This window comes from Aliiroseovarius sp. PrR006, from assembly GCF_010500215.1.
Classification (GTDB): Bacteria; Pseudomonadota; Alphaproteobacteria; order Rhodobacterales; family Rhodobacteraceae; genus Aliiroseovarius.
Genome location: NZ_JAAGOY010000010.1, coordinates 67,380 through 84,408, shown reverse-complemented (window position 1 = coordinate 84,408; position 17,029 = coordinate 67,380). Strand labels below are relative to the sequence as shown.

Below are 17,029 nucleotides of genomic sequence, written 5' to 3'. Positions count from 1 at the left end.
CGGTCTTCCGATACTGTCCAAGGCAGCATCGTCGATCACGGTGAACAGGAAATTAACGAGACCCGGAAAATTTAAGGCGCACGGGTACGGCAACGAAAAACCCCGGCGCTGGGCCGGGGTTTTGGATCTTATTCGTCGTCTTCGTCGTTCGAGTCCGGAAGGTTGAAGAAGCTGTCTGCATCGGGCAGTTCTTCCTCTTTCTCTTCCGGTGCATCCGACAACGAGAAAGTTTCCAGCCCTTCGATGGCGCTGGGCATTTTAGGCTCGGTGTCCATCGCCAAACTCTGCTCAGTCGAGACCAGCTTGCGGCGTTCGTCATCTGACATAACGCCACCCTCTTTGGCCTGCTTGGCAGCGGCTTTCTGAACGGCCTGATCCAGCTCGCTTTGGCGGCACAGACCCAGAGCAACCGGATCGATGGGCTCCATGTTCTGGATGTTCCAGTGGGTGCGCTCGCGGATCGCCTGAATGGTCGGCTTGGTGGTGCCCACCAGCTTGGCGATTTGTGCATCTGCCAGTTCCGGGTGGAACTTCACCAGCCACAGGATCGAGTTCGGACGGTCCTGACGCTTGGACAGCGGGGTATAGCGCGGGCCGCGGCGTTTTTCTTCGCCAGCAGCAGCGGCATAGAATTTTTGCTTCAGCTTGTGCAGCGGGTTGGCTTCGGCCTTGTCGATCTCTTCTTGATCCAACTGGTTGTTGGCCACGGGATCAAAGCCCTTAACACCGGTGGCGACGTCGCCATCGGCAATGCCCTGCACTTCCAGCTCGTGCAGGTCGCAGAAATCCGCGATCTGCTTGAAGCTGATCGTTGTGTTGTCCACCAGCCAAACAGCGGTGGCTTTTGCCATGATCAGTTTGCTCATCTGAACACTCCTTACAATATCGGCCCGGATACAACTTTCCCGCGCCCTGGCTGGGCTGTCTGGCGCCTTTAGGCCTTCCAGACGGGTTTCCGTTGTCGGGGAACTTGGGGCCTATATAAGGAAGGAAGGCGAAAGAGGGAAGGGCAAATGCGTCAACTGGTCATAGGCGGCTTGATCTGGCTGAGTGCAGCATGTGCCTGTGTGGCCGAGGGCGAACGCGCCGGGGACTTCGACTACTACGTCCTGTCGCTCAGCTGGTCGCCCAATTGGTGCGCCACGACTGGCGATCAGCGTGGGTCCGAACAATGCGACCCCGAGCGCGATCTGGGCTGGGTCGTGCATGGGCTGTGGCCGCAATACGAAAACGGCTGGCCAAGCTATTGCAAAACCGCCGTGCGCGCGCCGTCCCGGTGGATGACTGCGGCGCAGGCGGACCTGTTCGGCACCAGCGGGGCAGCGTGGTATCAGTGGAAAAAACACGGCTCCTGCGCGGGGCTTGAGGCAGCGGTTTACTACGACCTTGTGCGCGAAGCTTATGGTGCGGTGAACCGCCCAGAAGTGTTTCGCAAGCTCGACAATCCCGTGCGCCTACCCGCATCCGTCGTGGAAGAGGCCTTTCTTCATGCCAATCCCGACTGGCACCCGGACATGCTGACCATCACCTGCAAATCCAACCGTATCCAAGAGGCGCGTCTGTGTCTGACCAAAGACCTAGAGCCCAGAAAATGCGCCCGCGATGTGGTGCGTGATTGCACGGCGCAGCGGGCGTTGTTGGATCCGATCAAGTAGTTACGACTTCAGGCGTTGGATCATACGGGTTTTGACGTTGGGCTCACGCATGTCATAGCCCAAGTGCTCGAAATCCGACCGGTATTTCTGGTTCACTGCCATGATGCTGTTCGAGGCCCATTCAATCTCGATCTTGAGATCCGAGGAATCCCGATAATGCGGGGTTTTATCCGGCAGGGGCAGCCCGGTTTTCTCGGCTACGTCTTCGATGATCGCCTCGATTCCGTCCTCGAACCTGTAAATGGTGCAATTGTCGGACAGGTATTCCCACTGCGGGATCAGGTGGCCATCCAGAAAAAACGGATCGGACTTCGCCATGTTCAGCACGCGATCAAGCCAAGTATTAAAGCGCCCTTTCTGCGTGATCGCGTCCGCCGAACGTTCGGTGCGCATCTTGAATTCGGATTCGATCCGTTTGTAAGGGGCACGAACGATGGCGAAGACAAAATCGAAATAATCCGCGCCAAACATGGCTTCGATATCCGTCATACGAAGATGCTGTGGCGTCAGGCGCAAATCAGCGGTCGGGATCGGGTTGTATGGCCGCAGGGGCGAGATCGAACTCATCCACGACTCGACCGAGGTGCCGCCGGTCTTTGGAATATGAACGAAAAGGATCCGTTTCCCGTCATGCTCGTTATAGGGCGCTAGGTAATCTCCAACACAATCTTGCCGATATGCTGGCTGGTTTCCATTCGCGCATGGGCCTTGTGGGCGTCTTCCAGCGCGAAGACCTGATCCATGACGGGGGCGATGCGACCTGCATCCAGCAGCGGCCAGACCTTCTCGGCCAACTCCTCGGCGATACGGGCTTTGGCCAGATCGGATTGCGGGCGCAGGGTGGATCCGGTGACGGTCAAGCGTTTGGCCATGATCATCGCAAAGTTGATCTCGGCCTTGGGGCCGGACAGAAAGGCGATGTGAACCATGCGGCCTTCGACTGCCAAACATTTGATGTTGCGGGCGATATAGCTTCCGCCCACCATGTCGAGGATCAGGTTCGTACCGCCCTCGGGCTTCAGCGCCTCGACGAAGTCTTCGTCTTTGTAGTTGATCGCCCGTTCGGCCCCCAGATCGGTGCAGACGGCGCATTTCTCGTCCGAGCCTGCGGTGGTGAACACGCGGGCGCCAAAAGCGTTGGCCAGCTGGATTGCCGTCGTGCCGATGCCCGAGCTGCCGCCGTGCACCAAGAACCGCTCGCCCGCTTGCAGGCCGCCCCGCATGAAGACGTTGGACCAGACGGTGAAGAAGGTTTCGGGCAAGCAGGCGGCTTCCTTCATGCCCATACCTTCAGGGATACGCAGCGCGTGGGCCGCCGGGGTCGTCACGTATTCTGCATAGCCGCCACCGGGTAGAAGGGCACAGACCTTGTCGCCCACGGCCCACTGTGTCACGCCGTCGCCAAGCGCCACAACTTCGCCCGAAGCCTCAAGGCCGGGCAGGGGGCTGGCGGTCGGGGGAGGCGCATAGCTGCCCGCGCGTTGCAACGCATCGGGACGGTTCACACCTGCGAAGGCCACCTTTATCAGGATCTCGCCGGGGCGCGGGGTTGGGATGGGTTCTTCGCACAGTTGCAGGACTTCCGGACCACCGGGCTCGGTGATCTGGATTGCGCGCATGGTGTTGGTCATTTGTCGTCCTCGTCTAGGTGCCAGCGGCCGGGGTAGTTCGGGTTCGGGGTGCCGGGGGCTTTGATCGTGTCCAAGATCTTGCCCGGTCCTGACATGAACGCCTTGTACAGTGCCGAGCCACGAGCCTGTCCTTTGATCTTTTCGATCTGCATCACGTCGTCGATGCGGCGATCAAGGAAGGCCCATGTGGCCTCGTCCCCTTCGCTTTCATCGCCCAGCCAGAACAGCACGACCGACGAATAGACCGCCGACAGCGTCGCGCGTTTGGTGTACCAGTTCAGATCGGTCGAGCTGTCGCCCAATGTCTCCCAAATCAGTCCACAGGTCTGCCACAGAGCTGCCGCCCCGTCGCTGGCGTTCTGCGGCATCGAGAAGAAGGTCATGCCTTTGCGGACCAGTTCCTTGTCCGCAACCTCAAGCCGAAACCGCACACCCGCCGCGATCTTGTCGCGAAAGCGCATCTCGGACAGGTCTGCAGCGGTCAGCCGGTCGACCATCTTGGCGTCACCCGCTCGGTGATAGGCCAGCGCCAGATCCACGGCTCCGCGCGGATACATCGCGCGCGCATCTGTTTCAGTCAGGTCGCAATCTTCGGCGGCGGCCAGAAGGGTTGCGTCCGACCACCCGTCGAACGGGACGTGGTTCAGGGCCGCCTCAAGTAATTTATCTTTTTCAATCATAGTTATTTCCTCGCATTTGAGGGCGAACTGGACAAGAGACTTCGTCGCTGCTAGAAGCCAGCTTCCTGCAACTTTTTGCAAACTCTAACTTAGAAAGGTGGTGACAACCACATGCAGGTTTCGGTTCGTGATAACAACGTCGATCAAGCGCTTCGTGCGCTGAAGAAAAAACTTCAGCGTGAAGGTGTCTTCCGTGAGATGAAGCTCAAGCAACATTTCGAGAAGCCCTCCGAGAAAAAAGCGCGCGAGAAGGCAGAAGCGATTCGCCGTCAGCGTAAGCTGGCTCGTAAGAAAGCACAGCGTGAAGGTCTTCTCTAAGATCTGAACAGTGTTCGATGGGCAGGTTGTCAACTGTCCGTCAAAACGACCCCCGTAAGCGCCGCTTCCGGGGGTTTGTTTTTTCTGGGATCAGCCCGCAGGCCAGATCACCGGGAACCAGTCCTCGCGCAGTTTCTGGCCTTGTGTCATCTCGTGCCCCGGGAAGGGCGGAGAGGTGCGGCCAGGACGTTCCACATATCGTGCGTCATCGCCCATCCAGCGCAGGCTGAGCGCGCGGCGGCGGTTGGCAGATTGGTTGCCGCGTGCGCCGTGTGCGGTGCGGAAGTCGAAGATAACCGCGTCGCCGGGGTCCATCTCCCACTCCAACACTTTCATGTCGTCGGGGTTGGCATCCGGATCGGGCACTGGGGTCCATTCCTGATCACCCTCATAAAAGTCGCTGTCATCAGCCCAGCTGACCGGGCGGACCATACGGTCCCATTTGTGACTGCCCGCGATGAACCGCAGCGAGTTCTCGCGGACCGGGTCCAGCGGGATCCAGAAGCTGGCGGTTTGCTCGCCCTCGACAAAGTAATAGGGGCCATCTTGATGCCACGGGGTGGGCTTGGGCGTGCCGGGTTCCTTGACCAGCACGTGATCATGGAAGAACTGCGCGGTGTCGCTTTGCATGACCTCGGCGGCGATCTGGGCTGCCGGGCTGTCGCGCACGATGCGTTCATATTCCGGGATACGGGTCCAGTTGACGTAATCGTCGAAGAAGCGGCCTTCGGTCACGGCGTTCTCGGATGCGTATTGCGACGGTTCGGCCATGTTGCGATCCACCCCCGCGATCATCGTGTCGATCCAGTCGGTGAACGCGCCACGGATCACGACCACACCGTCGCGCTGGAAATCCTCGATATGCTGCTTCGTGATCATCTGTTCCTCCAAGCGTTCAGGATGTAGCGGCTGGTCATCAGGTCCAGATGCGCGCCGCCGCCGTTTTTGTAGAGCGTGATATCCTCGGGCGCGCGTTCAAAAACGCCATCCTTGTGGTCGTAAAGATCACCCACCACATCGTCGCGGCTGATCACCCCACGGGCCAGAGGGTCTTTGAATTCGCCAATGTGATCCAGCACCGTGTCGCGGCTGTCCATGAATAGGCGGGCGCGGTTCAGGGCGGTGTCGTCAGCCTCGCGCATGTCGGGGCGATAGGCGCCGATCAGGTCCAGATGCTGGCCGGGACGCAACCACTCGCCCTTGATCACCGGCTCGGTCGTCATGGTCGCCGAGGTGATGATGTCCGCCTGCGCAAAGCCCTCTTCCAGTGAGGTAACCGTTTCGGTTTTGTCGAAATCGTCCGCAAACCTAGCCGCGCCTTCCGGGCTGCGGTTCCAGATTAGGAAATGGGCCTCGGGGAACATTGCTTCATACGCCATGCGCAGGTTGCGCCCGACCGTGCCCGCGCCGACGATCAGCACCACCTTACTGTCAGGCCGCGCCAGAAGCCGCGCACCAAGTGCGCTGTCACCTGCGGTTTTCCACTTGGTGACAAGGTGGAAATCCACGATGGCTTCAAGCAGCCCAGTGGTATCGTCATACAGGTTCACCGCGCCGTGGATCATCGGCTCGCCGCGTCCCGGATTGCCGGGCATGATGTTGGCGGTCTTCACGGCGATCCCTAACCCGTCGATCCAAGCCGAGCGGGTCAGCATCGTGTCCTCGCCACGATAGAGGAACGTGTCGCCGATCTCGGCTTTCGGTTTTGCGTGGTCCTCAAGGAATGCGTCAGCCAGACTTTGCCAGCTGAGAAGATTGTCAGCCTCAAACGGGATCAATTCGGGGGTCACAGGTCGCTCTCCTTTATCAAGTCGCGGGCGATGAGGGTGTCGGCCCAAGCGCGGGGCGTGGTGAAATGATGCGTTTGCCAGCCGCGCTGGGCGGCGGCGTCGATATTCTCGGCGCGGTCATCGGTGAATAGAAGGCCACCGGGTGCGTGGCCGCAATCGTCTTCCAGCATCTGATAGATCTGTGCGCTGGGTTTGGTCGCGCCCATATGGCCCGAGATGTATCTCCGGTCGAATTCGGACAGGAAATCATAAGCGGCTTCCCCAACCTCGAACGTGCCGATGCCGAAGTTCGATAGGGCAAAGACCGGCACGCCCCGGGTTTTCAAGGCACGCAGGGTCGCAACCGACAGATCAATCGCAGGGCTGGCCAGATCGAGCCAGCGATCATGCCACCAACGGATTTCTTCCGCATAGGTCGGGTATTTGTCGGCGGTGTCATAAATCACCTGCCGAAAATCGCCTCCCCGGTCGACCAGTTCGTTCATGAAATGCAAGTCGACGGCGGCGAACATCTCTTCCCGGCGCACTCTGCCGATCCATTGGTCATACAGCTCTTCCGGCTGCCAACGGATCAGGACGTTGCCGATGTCAAAAACCACGGCGGAGACGGGGGTATTCTGTGTCATGCCGCGACCTTAGTGCGTTTGTCCGGAAACGAAAGCCGAAACCTGAGGGCGCGTGTTATCCGTTCGAGGGGCCCGATGGCCCCGAGGAGCCTACCTGCTGGCGCGCGGCGCGGGCGTGGTAGTCGACCAGGCTGACAATGTCAGATGGGTCCGCATCCGTAGAAACACAGGCATGGGCATTTGACGCCAATGCGAAGATCGACCCATCCGAGAAGAAGCTGGTGTTGGTCACGAAAATCACCCGCGCCTTAGGCAGGCGATACGAGATGAAATCTGCCAGTGCAATCGGCCGTCCGCCGTCAATGTCGGCGTCCAGAATGACCACGTCAAACGCGCGTTCGGTGACCAGCGCATGCGCTTCGGATTTCGACTGGGCATGTGATACGTTCATCCCCTGACGCGTCAGATGCGCCGACCAAATCCGGGCCAGATCAGGGTTTTCTTCAACAATGAGTATTTGCATAATAATCTCCGCCGCTGCGGTATGGCACGTTCCGCATCACATGCCAATCTTGCCGTTGCTGCCTCGGTGTCGCCCAACCGGGCCACTTCGCCGCAATTTGCGTTGTCTTTCGGCGCGTTTTCCGTTTGAACCATCCCCAACAGTGAAGGAGCGCGCGCCATGACAACCTGGATCACCATCTGTGACACTTGCAAACACGCCGATTGGGCCGAACGCGGGATGGAGAAGACCGACGGCGAAGCCTTGGCTGCGCTAATCGAGGCACAGGCCGATGGCACGCCCGTCCGAACCCGCCGCGTGTCTTGCCTGATGGGCTGCGACAACAGCTGTAACGTGGCGATCCAGGCGAATGGTAAGCTGTGCTACACGCTGGGCCGGTTCGAGGTGTCCGAGGACGCTGCCCAAGGTATCGTCGACTACGCCGTGGCCCATGCCGGTAGCGAGACCGGGCAGGTGCCCTATCGCGAATGGCCGCAGGCCGTAAAAGGCCACTTTGTTACCCGCCACGCGCCCCTGCCGGAGGACACATGACCCAAGCGAAAGAACGCGATCACGGGGGCGGGCTGGACGCGGCCATTGCACGGTTTGGCGGCACGCGCACGGGCTGGCTGGATCTGTCCACGGGCATCAATCCGCTGCCTTATCCTGTGGGGGCGTTCTCGGCAGATGCATGGACCGCGCTGCCCGACAAGGGCGCGTTTGCGCGGCTCGAGGCTGCGGCACGCAAGTTTTGGAACGTGCCCGACGGCGCTGCGTTTCTGGCCGCACCCGGCGCATCCGCGCTGATCGCCCGCATCCCCTCGCTTCTGCCTGCCGATCAGGTGCAGATCGAAGGTCCGACTTATAACGAACACTCCGCCGGGTTTCACACGCAGGGGTGGGAGGTCGTGGATCACGCCGCCCCCGCCCGCGTCGTAGTGCATCCCAACAATCCCGATGGTCGCGTTTGGCCGGATCTGGATCTGGACCGCACGCTGACGGTGATCGACGAAAGCTTCTGTGACGTGATGCCCGATCAAAGCCTGATCAAGGCCGCGACCACATCCGGCGTTTTGATCCTGAAAAGCTTCGGCAAGTTCTGGGGCCTTGCCGGGTTGCGTCTGGGTTTCGTGATCGGAGACCCCACACTGATCGCCAAACTGCGCGACACGATCGGGCCGTGGCAGGTCTCGGGCCCGGCACTGGAGCTGGGCGCGCAGGCACTTGAGGATTATGACTGGGCGCACACGACACGCGCGCGGCTGGCGGACGACACCACCCGTCTGGATGCGCTGATGACCGCCAAAGGCGCCGAGGCGCTGGGAGGCACCACGCTGTTCAGGCTTTACGATGTAGGCGACGCGCAAGCGTGGCAGGATCGCTTGGCCGAACGCCAGGTCTGGTCGCGCATCTTCCCCTATTCGACCCGCTGGCTCCGCCTTGGCTTGCCGCACCCGGATCGCTGGGCGCAGTTGGAGGCTGCCCTATGATCTACGCAGCACCTCTGGTTCTGGCCCTAATCTTGGACGCCTTCATGGGCGAGCCCGATTGGGCGTGGAAACGTGTGCCGCACCCGGCAGTCCTGATGGGCCGTGCGATCGGGTGGCTAGAGCGTAATCTAAACGAAGGCGACAACCGCTTCTTCAACGGTGCGATGGGCGTGTTCGTGCTGGCTGCAGTGGCGGGGATACTTGGTCAAGTGATCCAGCATCTGCCCTTCGGCGGGCTACTGGAAATAGTCGTGGCCGCAATCCTTCTGGCGCAGAAATCCTTGGCCCAGCATGTGCAGGCCGTGGCCGACACGCTCCGACAATCGACGGAAGAGGGGCGCAAAGCCGTCGCCATGATCGTCGGGCGCGACACCAAGGACATGACGGATGACGCCATCGCACGCGGTGCAATTGAAAGCGCGGCCGAGAACTTCTCGGACGGGGTCGTCGCGCCGGCTTTCTGGTTCCTGATCGCAGGCCTGCCGGGGCTGATGATTTACAAGCTGGTGAACACCGCCGACAGCATGATCGGTTATCGCAACGAACGCTATGAACAGTTCGGCAAGTTCGCTGCACGTATGGACGACGTGCTGAACTGGGTGCCCGCCCGCTTGACTGCGCTGATCCTGATCCTTGCCAGCCGCCAATGGTCCGCGTGGTCGGTGATCCGCCGCGACGCACCCTTGCACCGCTCGCCCAATGCGGGCTGGCCTGAGGCCGCCATGGCCCGCACTCTGAATGTCGCACTGTCCGGCCCCCGTGCCTATCACGGCGAAATGCGGGACTTCCCCTGGGTGAACGGCGAAGGCGCGCGTGACATCGGCGCGAAAGAGGTCGATCAGGCCGTAGATGCCCTTTGGTCGGCATGGTTGGTCCTGCTGGGCGTCGTGATCCTGCTGGCGGTTGTCACGTGAGGCGAATCCGGTAATCTGCCCGCCGAGCAGAGTAAGGTATTCACATGCAAAAACTAATTTCCGCAGCGGTCATGGCCATGACACTGGCTCTTCCCGCACAGGCGCAAACCGTGGCCTGTGGCGGAAGCTTCTCGGGCTTCGTAAAAGCGATGAAAGATGCGGCCATCGCCAAGGGCCATTCCAAATCCAGCGTGAACAAGTTCTTCGCGTCTGTCCGGCAGGATCCGGCGACACTGAAGGCCGACCGCGCGCAGGGGATTTTCCAACGTCCCTTCGTCGATTTCTCGCGCCGTCTGATCAGTCAGAACCGGATTGACCGGGGCCGCGCGATGTTGACCAAGCACGCTGCGACCTTCGACCGGATGGAGGCTGACTACGGTGTCAGCCGCGGTGTCCTGACTGCGTTCTGGGCGTTCGAGACCGACTATGGCGCCTTCCAAGGGGACTTCAATACGCTGAACTCGCTGGTGACGCTGTCGCATGATTGCCGCCGCCCGGAATTGTTCCAACCGCAGGTTTTCGCCGCGCTGGAACTGCACGAGGCCGGCGCCTTCAACCCCGCGACCTCGACCGGCGCATGGGCGGGCGAAATCGGAATGGTCCAGATGCTGCCCGGTGACATCATCGAGGCCGGCGTGGACGGCAATGGCGACGGCAAGATTGACCTGCGCAAAACTCCTGCGGACGCGCTGTTGTCCGGGGCCAATATGTTGCGGGGTCTGGGTTGGCGCGCGGGCGAACCGTGGCTGCAAGAGGTCTCGGTGCCGTCAAACTTGAATTGGGCCGAGACCGGGCTGAACACCTCGAGATCCGTGTCTGACTGGGCTGCACTGGGCGTGACGCCCCGCAGTGGAAAACTGGGTGCAGGTAATCTGCCCGCGTCGATCATCCTGCCGCAAGGGCGCAAAGGGCCGGCCTTCATCGCCTACCCTAATTTCCGCGTCTATTTCGAATGGAACCAAAGCTTTGTCTACGTCACCACCGCCGCTTATTTCGCCACGCGGCTGGAAGGCGCGCCGGTCTTCAATGCAGGCAATCCCGACCCGGCCTTCACGGGCCAGCAGATGAAAACACTGCAAAAGAAACTGGCCGCGCGCGGGCATGATGTGGGCAAGATCGATGGTATTCTGGGCGCGAAAACCCGCACCGCCATTCAGCAAGAGCAGATCCGGTTGGGCCTGCCCGCCGACGCGTGGCCGACGGCACAATTGTTGAGTGCTTTGTAAGAAATTCGCCCCCATCCATCAGGGTGGGGGCGACACGTCTTAGGACAGTGAGTCTTCGAAACTTTCGACGACTTCGGTCCAGATGTCGAAGATCTCGTCAAAGTCGGTCATGCTGACGCCGTCCTGACCTGTATAAATGTCGTACTCCAGCATCTTGCGGCCGTCTTCGGCCACATAAGCACGGCCATAGCGCTGCTCGGCGTTCCAGTCGTTCAGACCCTCAAGCGAAATCTCGCTTTCCGGGGTATAGGCGGCGAAGAACTGAAGCGAGTTGCAGTTGGTGTTGTTACGGCAGCCGTAGAAGAACACGACCATGCTGGTGCCGTAATAGCGCACTTCGACCGACGGATCGCCGACGTTGTCTTCAACCAGTTTCGCGGGCGCACCCAGATCTTCAAAATAGGCCAGAACGCTCTCAGGTTCGGAGGCCTTGACCTGTTGGGCCATAGCGGTGTGACCCGCCATCAAGGACAGAGCCATCGCACCGGAAAAAAGAATGGATTTCATATGCTTCTCCAAATCAGGTTTTGGCTCAGCCTAGGGGGATGATCAGGATGGGGCAAGAGTGTTGCCGGATCAGGCGACCATTTGCTCGGCCTTTTTCAGGTCAACGCTGACCAGCTGGCTAACGCCCTGTTCTGCCATCGTCACGCCGAACAGACGGTCCATCCGTGACATCGTCACGGCGTGGTGGGTGATGATCAAAAAGCGCGTGTTGGTGCGGCGGGTCATCTCGTCCAGTAGGTCGCAGAACCGCGTGACGTTGGCGTCGTCCAAGGGCGCGTCGACCTCGTCCAGCACACAGATCGGCGCGGGGTTGGCAAGGAAGACGGCAAAGATCAGGGCCAGCGCGGTCAGGGTCTGTTCGCCGCCTGACAGCAGGCTGAGTGTCGACAGTTTCTTGCCCGGGGGCTGACACATGATTTCCAAACCGGCATCCAGCGGGTCATCGCTTTCGACTAGAACCAGCTTGGCTTCGCCACCACCGAAGAGGTGCTGGAACAAGGTTCCGAAGCTTTCGTTCACCTGCTCGAACGCGGTCAAAAGGCGCTCGCGCCCTTCCTTGTTCAGGCTGGAAATGCCGGTGCGCAGGGCCTTGATCGCCTCTTCCAGATCGGTCTTTTCAGACAGCAGATGGTCGTGTTCTTCCTGAACTTCTTTGGCGTCTTCTTCGGCGCGAAGGTTCACTGCGCCCAAGGAATCCCTCTGGCGTTTCAGGCGGTTCACGTCGTGTTCGATCTGCTCGGACGACGGCATTTTTTCGGGATCCGCGTCCAGAGATTCCAGCAGGGCGTCCGGCGTGGTCTCCATCTCTTCTTGAATACGCTCGGCGGCAAGATGCACGGTCTCGCGGGCCGCATCTGCGCGTGCTTCGGCGCGGGCGCGGGCCTCGCGGGCTTCACCGGCGGCGCGTTCGGCGTCGCGTTCGGCATTGGCGGCGTCGCGTTCGGCGGTCTCACCCTCGGCCAGCTTGTCGCCTGCCGCCTTGCGCCGGGTCTCGGCCTCGCCAATGGCATCGGCCAGTTCGTCGCGCTTGGCGGCCAGCTCGTCCGGCGCGGCTTGCGCGTCTTTCAGTCCGGCCTCGTTTTCGGTCTTGCGCTCGTCCAGTTCGGCAATCCGCTTGCCCGCGGTTTCCAGACGGTGCTTCCAGCCGGAAATCTCTTTGGTGATTTCCTGAGATCTACGGGTCCGCGCCTCGCCCTCGCGGCGCAGCTCGTCATGGGCCGAGCGCTTCGACATCATGGTCATCCGCGCGGCCTCGACGGCCATTTTGACCTCTTCGACCTGCGTGCGGGCTGCATCCAGATCGCCCAGATCGGCGACGCCTTTTTCCGCTTCCGCCAAACGCTGACGCGCGCCCATGGCTTCCTCTTCGTGGCGTTTCAGGGCCAGCCCAAGGTTTTCCAGTTTGCCTTCCGCGATGTTGCGATCGGCTTCGGCGCGCGACAGGGCGCGGTTCGCTTCGGTGACGGCGCGGTCGGCATCGCGGCGGGCATCGCGGGCGCGTTTGTCGGCCTCGGTCGTTTCCACCAGCCGGGTTTTCAGCACGTCATGGGCAGCACGGGCGCCATCGGCGCGAGCCGTGGCTTCTTCCAGATCCTGCTTGAGTTCCTGCAGGCGGTTGAGCTGTTCCAGACGCAACGCGGCGGTCGAAGGCTGGTCTTCTGCACCCGCCCGGAACCCGTCCCAGCGCCACAGATCCCCCTCCATCGAGACCAGCCGCTGTCCCGGTTTCAAATCGGCTTGCAGGCGCGCGGCGTCTTCGGTGTGGACTAGGCCGATCTGGCTCATCCGGCGGGCCAGAACTTCGGGCACGGTGACATAGTTGGACAGCGCATTCACACCGTCAGGCAGCGATTGCGCCTGCGAATATCCGGGCAGCAACGCCCAGCCTGAAGGCGCCTCACCGTCAATTTCCGGTGCGCGCAGGTCGTCCGCCAGCGCAGCACCCAATGCCTTCTCGTAGCCTGATTTCACCCGCAGCGTATCCAGCACCTGCGAGCCTTCGGACGCATCACGTTCGACCAGACGGGACAGGGCTTGAACCTCGGCATGTAGCGCGTTGACTTCACCCTCGGCGGACGAGCGGGCGGCGCGGGCGTCGGCTTCGCGGGATTGCGCCTCAGACCGGGCTTCGTCGGCAGCTACAAGCGCCGCTTCAGCCTCTTCCGAGGCTTTCGCAGCCCCTGTTTGCGCCACGCCAGCTGCTTCGAAATCAGCTGCGGCCTTGTCCACGGCCCCCTTCGAATCGTCCATCGCAGACCGCGCCCGCGTGGCCTCGCCTTCGCTTTTTTCCAGCGTTTTGCGGCTGTCATCCAGTAGGCGGTGGGCGGATTGGTGGCGCGCGGCCAGCCGCGCGACGTCTTCCGTCAGCTGGGTCAGGTCGCCTTCGCGTTCCTGCAAGATCGCGGCACTGTCGCGGGCATCGGCATTGGATGCCTCAAGCGCGTCGTCATGGCCTTCGGATGCCTTGGCAATCTGCGCCTGTTCCCATTCCAAACGCTCGATCGTTTCACCGGCGTCTTTGTTCAGACCGCTTTCACGGTCGATGTCGCGGGCCAGTTGCGCGATGCGGCTGGTCAGAGTCTCAATCCGCTCGCGCGCTTGGTTTTCCTGATCCGACAGCTGGTCACGCTGGACTTGCAGGCGCTGCAAGATGGCGGCGGCAACAGCCTCTTCCTCGCGCAGGGGCGGCAGGCGGTCTTCGGCTTCCTGTCGGGCTTTGGTGGCTTGGCGCGAGGCACCCTCGGCCGCGGCGGCGGCTTTGACGCGCTCGGTCAGCTGCGCTTGCGCCTCGGCGCGGGCGGCGTCGGCCTCTTTCCAGCGACGGTATAGAAGCAATCCTTCGGCACGGCGCAGATCGTCGCCAATGGTGCGATAGCGTGCGGCCTGCCGTGCTTGTCGCGCCAACTGCCCAAGCTGCGACGCGAGCTGTTCAATCACGTCTTCCACGCGGGCCAGATTGGTCTCGGTGCCTTTCAGCTTCAGCTCTGCCTCGTGACGACGCTGATACAGGCCCGAGATGCCAGCCGCTTCTTCCAGAATGCGGCGACGCGCCTTCGGCTTGGCGTTGATCAGCTCGGAAATCTGCCCCTGACGCACCAGTGCAGGCGAATGCGCCCCGGTCGAGGCATCGGCGAACAGCATGCTGACGTCGCGCGCGCGCACATCTTTGGTGTTCACCTTATAAGCAGAGCCCGCGTCGCGGGTGATCCGGCGTATGATTTCCAGATTGTCGCTTTCATTGAACCCTGAAGGGGCAAGGCGTTCGCTGTTGTCCAGTAGGAGCGAGACTTCGGCGAAGTTGCGCGCGGGGCGCGAGGCAGCACCGGCAAAGATCACATCCTCCATCCCGCCGCCGCGCATGGCGGTCGGGCGGTTCTCGCCCATGACCCAGCGCAGGGCTTCCAGCAGGTTGGATTTGCCACAGCCGTTCGGTCCCACCACACCCGTCAGCCCGTCCGCGATCACCAGATCGGTCGGGTCTACAAAGCTTTTAAAGCCATTCAGACGGAGTTTTGAAAACCGCAAGCGGTCTGCCTCATTATTGATTCTTACTGTCCAATGATTGTTCGAAGGGAAATTGCAGGAGTCAACGGCGGTGACCGATATGTGGTCGAAATGGGCTAGTTATCCACAAGATATCGCATTTGGCGCCTTCTGGGCGCATTTGCCGTGCCGCCATTCCCCCGTCCTAGGTCGGTTTCGATCTTGACCCTTTGCCCCCTTGCACGGCAAAGACGTTCTGCATGGTTCCCAATGGGACAAAAGGGAATGCACCGGGGACGACCCAATCCGGGGTCTGATGGTGCAGCCGCCCCCGCGACTGTAAGCGGAGAGCGCCCGCCAGCGCCACTGGCTCTCAGGGTCGGGAAGGCGGCGGCGCGCTTCGACCCGCGAAGCCAGGAGACCTGCCATGCCCACACGCAACCCACCCGTCGGGGAGACGGGCGAAGGAGGATAAGATGCAAGCAAAGATCCCTGCCACCGTGGTCACCGGTTTTCTGGGCGCGGGCAAGACGACCCTGATCCGCCACATGCTGGACAACGCCAAGGGCAAGCGCATCGCGCTGATCATCAACGAGTTTGGCGATCTGGGCGTAGACGGCGACATTCTGAAAGGCTGCGGGGACGAGACCTGCACCGAGGATGACATCATGGAGCTGTCGAACGGCTGCATCTGCTGCACCGTGGCCGAGGACTTCATTCCGACGCTGGAAAAGCTGCTGGACCGTGACACACCGCCCGATCACATCGTGATTGAAACCTCGGGTCTGGCGCTGCCGCAGCCGCTGGTCCGTGCTTTCCAGTGGCCTGAGATTTCGACCCGTGTGACCGTGGATGGCGTTGTGACCGTTGTGGACGGTAAGGCCGTGTTTGACGGTCAGTTCGCCTCGAACCTGGACGCCGTGGAAGCGCAGCGCAAGCTGGACGAGAACCTGGACCACGAAACGCCGCTGTCCGAGCTGTTCAAGGATCAGGTGACCTGTGCCGACATGATCGTCGTGAACAAGTCCGACCTTCTAGCGGAAGGCGAGGCGGATCAGCTGGTGTCGAAACTGTCTGGGGACAGCCGTGATGGCGTGCAGGTCGTGCGCTCGACCATGGGTGCGCTGCCGGTTGAGGTTCTGTTGGGGCAGGGCATGGGCGCCGAGGATGATATGGACGCCCGTCTGTCGCTGCACGAGAAGGGGCATCATCACCACGATGATCACCACCACGACCATGACGAACACCACCATCATCACGATCACGATGATGACCATGACCATCATCACCACCACGATCACGACCATGATGCGTTCGAAAGCTTCGTGGTCACGCTGGGCGAGGTCGCCGATCCCAAAGCCTTTGCCGAAAAGGTCGCCGACGTGATCCGTGCTAACAATATCCTGCGTCTGAAAGGTTTTGCTGCCGTTGAAGGCAAGCCGATGCGCCTGACGCTGCAGGCTGTCGGTCCCCGCGTCGACACCTATTTCGATCAGCCCTTCGGCACCCAGACCCGCGAAACGCGTCTGGTGGTCATTGGGCAGTCGGGTCTGGACCGCGATGCCATTGCACAGGCGCTGACCGCATGACGGTTCAGGTTGTCCCCGGCGATCCGCGCGATCCGCAGGCCACGGCGCTGCTTCAGCAAAGCCATGCCCTGATGGAGAGCCTGTTTCCACCTGAGGATAATTTCTTTCTGAACATCGACGACCTCTGCGTGCCCGAGATCTCGTTCTTCGTGGCGCGTGAGGGCGATACGGTGCTGGGGACTGGCGCGCTGGCGGATAAAGGTGCGTATGGCGAGGTGAAGTCGATGTTCGTCTCGCCGGAGGCGCGCGGTAAAGGTGTGGGCGAGGCGCTGCTTCAGCAGATCGAAGCCACCTCTCGTGCTCAAGGCCACACGGCGATGAAGCTGGAAACCGGCAATGTGCTTTATGCGGCGCACCGTCTTTACGAACGGGCCGGATTTACCACATGCGGACCGTTTGGGGATTACCCCGAGGCCAACAGCTCTCTCTTTATGGAGAAAGCGCTGTGAGCGGCGCTTACGCCTTCTTGCCCTTGTCGGCAGCCGCTTTCATTCGCGCCAAGAGCGCTGATTTGTCGTCCTTCCGGTTCAGCGGGTTCTTCGCGGTTCCACGGGCATTGTGTTCGGAGTGGCGGGGCTTGCCCTTGGCAGGTTTCGGTGCGCCGGCAGCTTTATAATCCATAGGGTTCACCTTGATCGGGTCATGTTTGGCCGGTCCATAACATCTTAACGCAAGGGA

The 17,029-nt window shown here is 61.2% G+C and carries 19 protein-coding genes and 1 riboswitch; of the genes, 8 read left to right on the top strand and 11 right to left on the bottom strand.

The genetic code is table 11. The features are described 5' to 3' along the window. Positions 1 to 128: 128 nt before the first annotated feature. Positions 129 to 866 carry a DUF1013 domain-containing protein gene (locus G0Q00_RS15155; RefSeq protein ID WP_163040863.1) on the bottom strand — a complete coding sequence of 246 codons (738 nt, stop codon included), beginning with the start codon at positions 864 to 866 and terminating at the stop codon, positions 129 to 131. A gap of 147 nt (positions 867 to 1,013) precedes the next feature. Between G0Q00_RS15155 and G0Q00_RS15150 the strand changes: the two genes are divergently transcribed. After that, positions 1,014 to 1,655: a ribonuclease T2 gene (locus G0Q00_RS15150; protein ID WP_163040861.1), complete on the top strand. Its 642-nt coding sequence runs from the start codon at positions 1,014 to 1,016 to the stop codon at positions 1,653 to 1,655. On the opposite strand, the gene G0Q00_RS15930 is transcribed toward G0Q00_RS15150, so the two are convergent. Genes G0Q00_RS15930 through G0Q00_RS15135 form a run of 3 tightly spaced genes read right to left on the bottom strand, consistent with a single transcriptional unit; the run spans position 1,656 to position 3,966 of the window. Further along, positions 1,656 to 2,273, bottom strand: a complete 618-nt coding sequence (locus G0Q00_RS15930; RefSeq protein ID WP_370458592.1) for a sulfotransferase family 2 domain-containing protein — start codon at positions 2,271 to 2,273, stop codon at positions 1,656 to 1,658. 29 nt (positions 2,274 to 2,302) lie between these two features. Next, positions 2,303 to 3,286, bottom strand: coding sequence for an NAD(P)H-quinone oxidoreductase (locus G0Q00_RS15925; RefSeq protein ID WP_163040857.1), 984 nt, complete (start codon positions 3,284 to 3,286; stop codon positions 2,303 to 2,305). Next, the gene (locus G0Q00_RS15135; RefSeq protein ID WP_163040855.1) at positions 3,283 to 3,966 is read right to left on the bottom strand and encodes a COQ9 family protein; all 684 of its coding nucleotides are present in this window, start codon (positions 3,964 to 3,966) and stop codon (positions 3,283 to 3,285) included. The genes G0Q00_RS15925 and G0Q00_RS15135 overlap by 4 nt, the downstream gene beginning before the upstream one ends. Positions 3,967 to 4,077: 111 nt before the next feature. On the opposite strand from G0Q00_RS15135, the gene rpsU reads away from it, so the two are divergent. Beyond that, the gene (rpsU, locus tag G0Q00_RS15130; RefSeq protein WP_007255353.1) at positions 4,078 to 4,284 is read left to right on the top strand and encodes a 30S ribosomal protein S21; all 207 of its coding nucleotides are present in this window, start codon (positions 4,078 to 4,080) and stop codon (positions 4,282 to 4,284) included. Positions 4,285 to 4,374: 90 nt separating this feature from the next. Here the strand turns inward: rpsU and G0Q00_RS15125 are convergent, their stop codons facing one another. From G0Q00_RS15125 to G0Q00_RS15110, 4 genes are read right to left on the bottom strand one after another with little or no spacing between them, the layout of a single operon-like run. Next, the gene (locus G0Q00_RS15125; protein ID WP_163040854.1) at positions 4,375 to 5,163 is read right to left on the bottom strand and encodes a phytanoyl-CoA dioxygenase family protein; all 789 of its coding nucleotides are present in this window, start codon (positions 5,161 to 5,163) and stop codon (positions 4,375 to 4,377) included. After that, positions 5,160 to 6,074, bottom strand: coding sequence for an ornithine cyclodeaminase (locus G0Q00_RS15120; protein ID WP_163040852.1), 915 nt, complete (start codon positions 6,072 to 6,074; stop codon positions 5,160 to 5,162). Before G0Q00_RS15120 ends, G0Q00_RS15125 begins: the two co-directional genes overlap by 4 nt. After that, complete coding sequence (locus tag G0Q00_RS15115; RefSeq protein WP_163040850.1) at positions 6,071 to 6,700, bottom strand: HAD family phosphatase; 630 nt, start codon at positions 6,698 to 6,700, stop codon at positions 6,071 to 6,073. The genes G0Q00_RS15120 and G0Q00_RS15115 overlap by 4 nt, the downstream gene beginning before the upstream one ends. A gap of 55 nt (positions 6,701 to 6,755) precedes the next feature. Beyond that, positions 6,756 to 7,163 (bottom strand): response regulator, encoded by a 408-nt coding sequence (locus G0Q00_RS15110; protein WP_163040848.1) that lies wholly within the window; start codon positions 7,161 to 7,163, stop codon positions 6,756 to 6,758. 159 nt (positions 7,164 to 7,322) lie between these two features. On the opposite strand from G0Q00_RS15110, the gene G0Q00_RS15105 reads away from it, so the two are divergent. The 4 genes from G0Q00_RS15105 to G0Q00_RS15090 are packed head-to-tail and all read left to right on the top strand — an operon-like array spanning position 7,323 to position 10,772. Beyond that, on the top strand, positions 7,323 to 7,694 hold the full coding sequence (locus G0Q00_RS15105; RefSeq protein ID WP_163040846.1) for a DUF1636 domain-containing protein: 372 nt from the start codon (positions 7,323 to 7,325) through the stop codon (positions 7,692 to 7,694). Then, complete coding sequence (locus tag G0Q00_RS15100) at positions 7,691 to 8,632, top strand: threonine-phosphate decarboxylase (protein WP_163040845.1); 942 nt, start codon at positions 7,691 to 7,693, stop codon at positions 8,630 to 8,632. Before G0Q00_RS15105 ends, G0Q00_RS15100 begins: the two co-directional genes overlap by 4 nt. Beyond that, positions 8,629 to 9,546: an adenosylcobinamide-phosphate synthase CbiB gene (gene cbiB, locus G0Q00_RS15095; protein WP_163040843.1), complete on the top strand. Its 918-nt coding sequence runs from the start codon at positions 8,629 to 8,631 to the stop codon at positions 9,544 to 9,546. The genes G0Q00_RS15100 and cbiB overlap by 4 nt, the downstream gene beginning before the upstream one ends. A gap of 44 nt (positions 9,547 to 9,590) precedes the next feature. Beyond that, positions 9,591 to 10,772 carry a lytic murein transglycosylase gene (locus G0Q00_RS15090; protein WP_163040841.1) on the top strand — a complete coding sequence of 394 codons (1,182 nt, stop codon included), beginning with the start codon at positions 9,591 to 9,593 and terminating at the stop codon, positions 10,770 to 10,772. A gap of 39 nt (positions 10,773 to 10,811) precedes the next feature. Here G0Q00_RS15090 and G0Q00_RS15085 read toward each other — a convergent pair whose 3' ends face one another. After that, positions 10,812 to 11,279, bottom strand: coding sequence for a YbjN domain-containing protein (locus tag G0Q00_RS15085; protein ID WP_163040839.1), 468 nt, complete (start codon positions 11,277 to 11,279; stop codon positions 10,812 to 10,814). Between the two features lie 69 nt (positions 11,280 to 11,348). Then, a complete protein-coding gene (gene smc / locus G0Q00_RS15080) occupies positions 11,349 to 14,804 on the bottom strand; it encodes a chromosome segregation protein SMC (protein WP_163040837.1) in 3,456 nt (1,151 codons plus the stop codon). A gap of 202 nt (positions 14,805 to 15,006) precedes the next feature. Continuing rightward, positions 15,007 to 15,207: riboswitch (cobalamin riboswitch) on the top strand. 31 nt (positions 15,208 to 15,238) lie between these two features. On the opposite strand from smc, the gene cobW reads away from it, so the two are divergent. Next, positions 15,239 to 16,351 carry a cobalamin biosynthesis protein CobW gene (cobW, locus tag G0Q00_RS15075; RefSeq protein ID WP_163040835.1) on the top strand — a complete coding sequence of 371 codons (1,113 nt, stop codon included), beginning with the start codon at positions 15,239 to 15,241 and terminating at the stop codon, positions 16,349 to 16,351. Further along, a complete protein-coding gene (locus tag G0Q00_RS15070; protein WP_163040833.1) occupies positions 16,348 to 16,800 on the top strand; it encodes a GNAT family N-acetyltransferase in 453 nt (150 codons plus the stop codon). Before cobW ends, G0Q00_RS15070 begins: the two co-directional genes overlap by 4 nt. 7 nt (positions 16,801 to 16,807) lie before the next feature. Here G0Q00_RS15070 and G0Q00_RS15815 read toward each other — a convergent pair whose 3' ends face one another. Continuing rightward, positions 16,808 to 16,972 carry a hypothetical protein gene (locus G0Q00_RS15815; RefSeq protein WP_203565025.1) on the bottom strand — a complete coding sequence of 55 codons (165 nt, stop codon included), beginning with the start codon at positions 16,970 to 16,972 and terminating at the stop codon, positions 16,808 to 16,810. Positions 16,973 to 17,029: the final 57 nt, after the last annotated feature.

Excerpts from the sequence above, each read along its gene's own strand:
- G0Q00_RS15155 (WP_163040863.1), bottom strand. The coding sequence starts at position 866 with ATGAGCAAACTGATCATGGCAAAAGCCACCGCTGTTTGGCTGGTGGAC.
- G0Q00_RS15150 (WP_163040861.1), top strand. The coding sequence starts at position 1,014 with ATGCGTCAACTGGTCATAGGCGGCTTGATCTGGCTGAGTGCAGCATGT.
- G0Q00_RS15925 (WP_163040857.1), bottom strand. The coding sequence starts at position 3,286 with ATGACCAACACCATGCGCGCAATCCAGATCACCGAGCCCGGTGGTCCG.
- G0Q00_RS15135 (WP_163040855.1), bottom strand. The coding sequence starts at position 3,966 with ATGATTGAAAAAGATAAATTACTTGAGGCGGCCCTGAACCACGTCCCG.
- rpsU (WP_007255353.1), top strand. The coding sequence starts at position 4,078 with ATGCAGGTTTCGGTTCGTGATAACAACGTCGATCAAGCGCTTCGTGCG.
- G0Q00_RS15125 (WP_163040854.1), bottom strand. The coding sequence starts at position 5,163 with ATGATCACGAAGCAGCATATCGAGGATTTCCAGCGCGACGGTGTGGTC.
- G0Q00_RS15115 (WP_163040850.1), bottom strand. The coding sequence starts at position 6,700 with ATGACACAGAATACCCCCGTCTCCGCCGTGGTTTTTGACATCGGCAAC.
- G0Q00_RS15110 (WP_163040848.1), bottom strand. The coding sequence starts at position 7,163 with ATGCAAATACTCATTGTTGAAGAAAACCCTGATCTGGCCCGGATTTGG.
- G0Q00_RS15105 (WP_163040846.1), top strand. The coding sequence starts at position 7,323 with ATGACAACCTGGATCACCATCTGTGACACTTGCAAACACGCCGATTGG.
- G0Q00_RS15100 (WP_163040845.1), top strand. The coding sequence starts at position 7,691 with ATGACCCAAGCGAAAGAACGCGATCACGGGGGCGGGCTGGACGCGGCC.
- cbiB (WP_163040843.1), top strand. The coding sequence starts at position 8,629 with ATGATCTACGCAGCACCTCTGGTTCTGGCCCTAATCTTGGACGCCTTC.
- G0Q00_RS15090 (WP_163040841.1), top strand. The coding sequence starts at position 9,591 with ATGCAAAAACTAATTTCCGCAGCGGTCATGGCCATGACACTGGCTCTT.
- G0Q00_RS15085 (WP_163040839.1), bottom strand. The coding sequence starts at position 11,279 with ATGAAATCCATTCTTTTTTCCGGTGCGATGGCTCTGTCCTTGATGGCG.
- cobW (WP_163040835.1), top strand. The coding sequence starts at position 15,239 with ATGCAAGCAAAGATCCCTGCCACCGTGGTCACCGGTTTTCTGGGCGCG.
- G0Q00_RS15070 (WP_163040833.1), top strand. The coding sequence starts at position 16,348 with ATGACGGTTCAGGTTGTCCCCGGCGATCCGCGCGATCCGCAGGCCACG.
- G0Q00_RS15815 (WP_203565025.1), bottom strand. The coding sequence starts at position 16,972 with ATGGATTATAAAGCTGCCGGCGCACCGAAACCTGCCAAGGGCAAGCCC.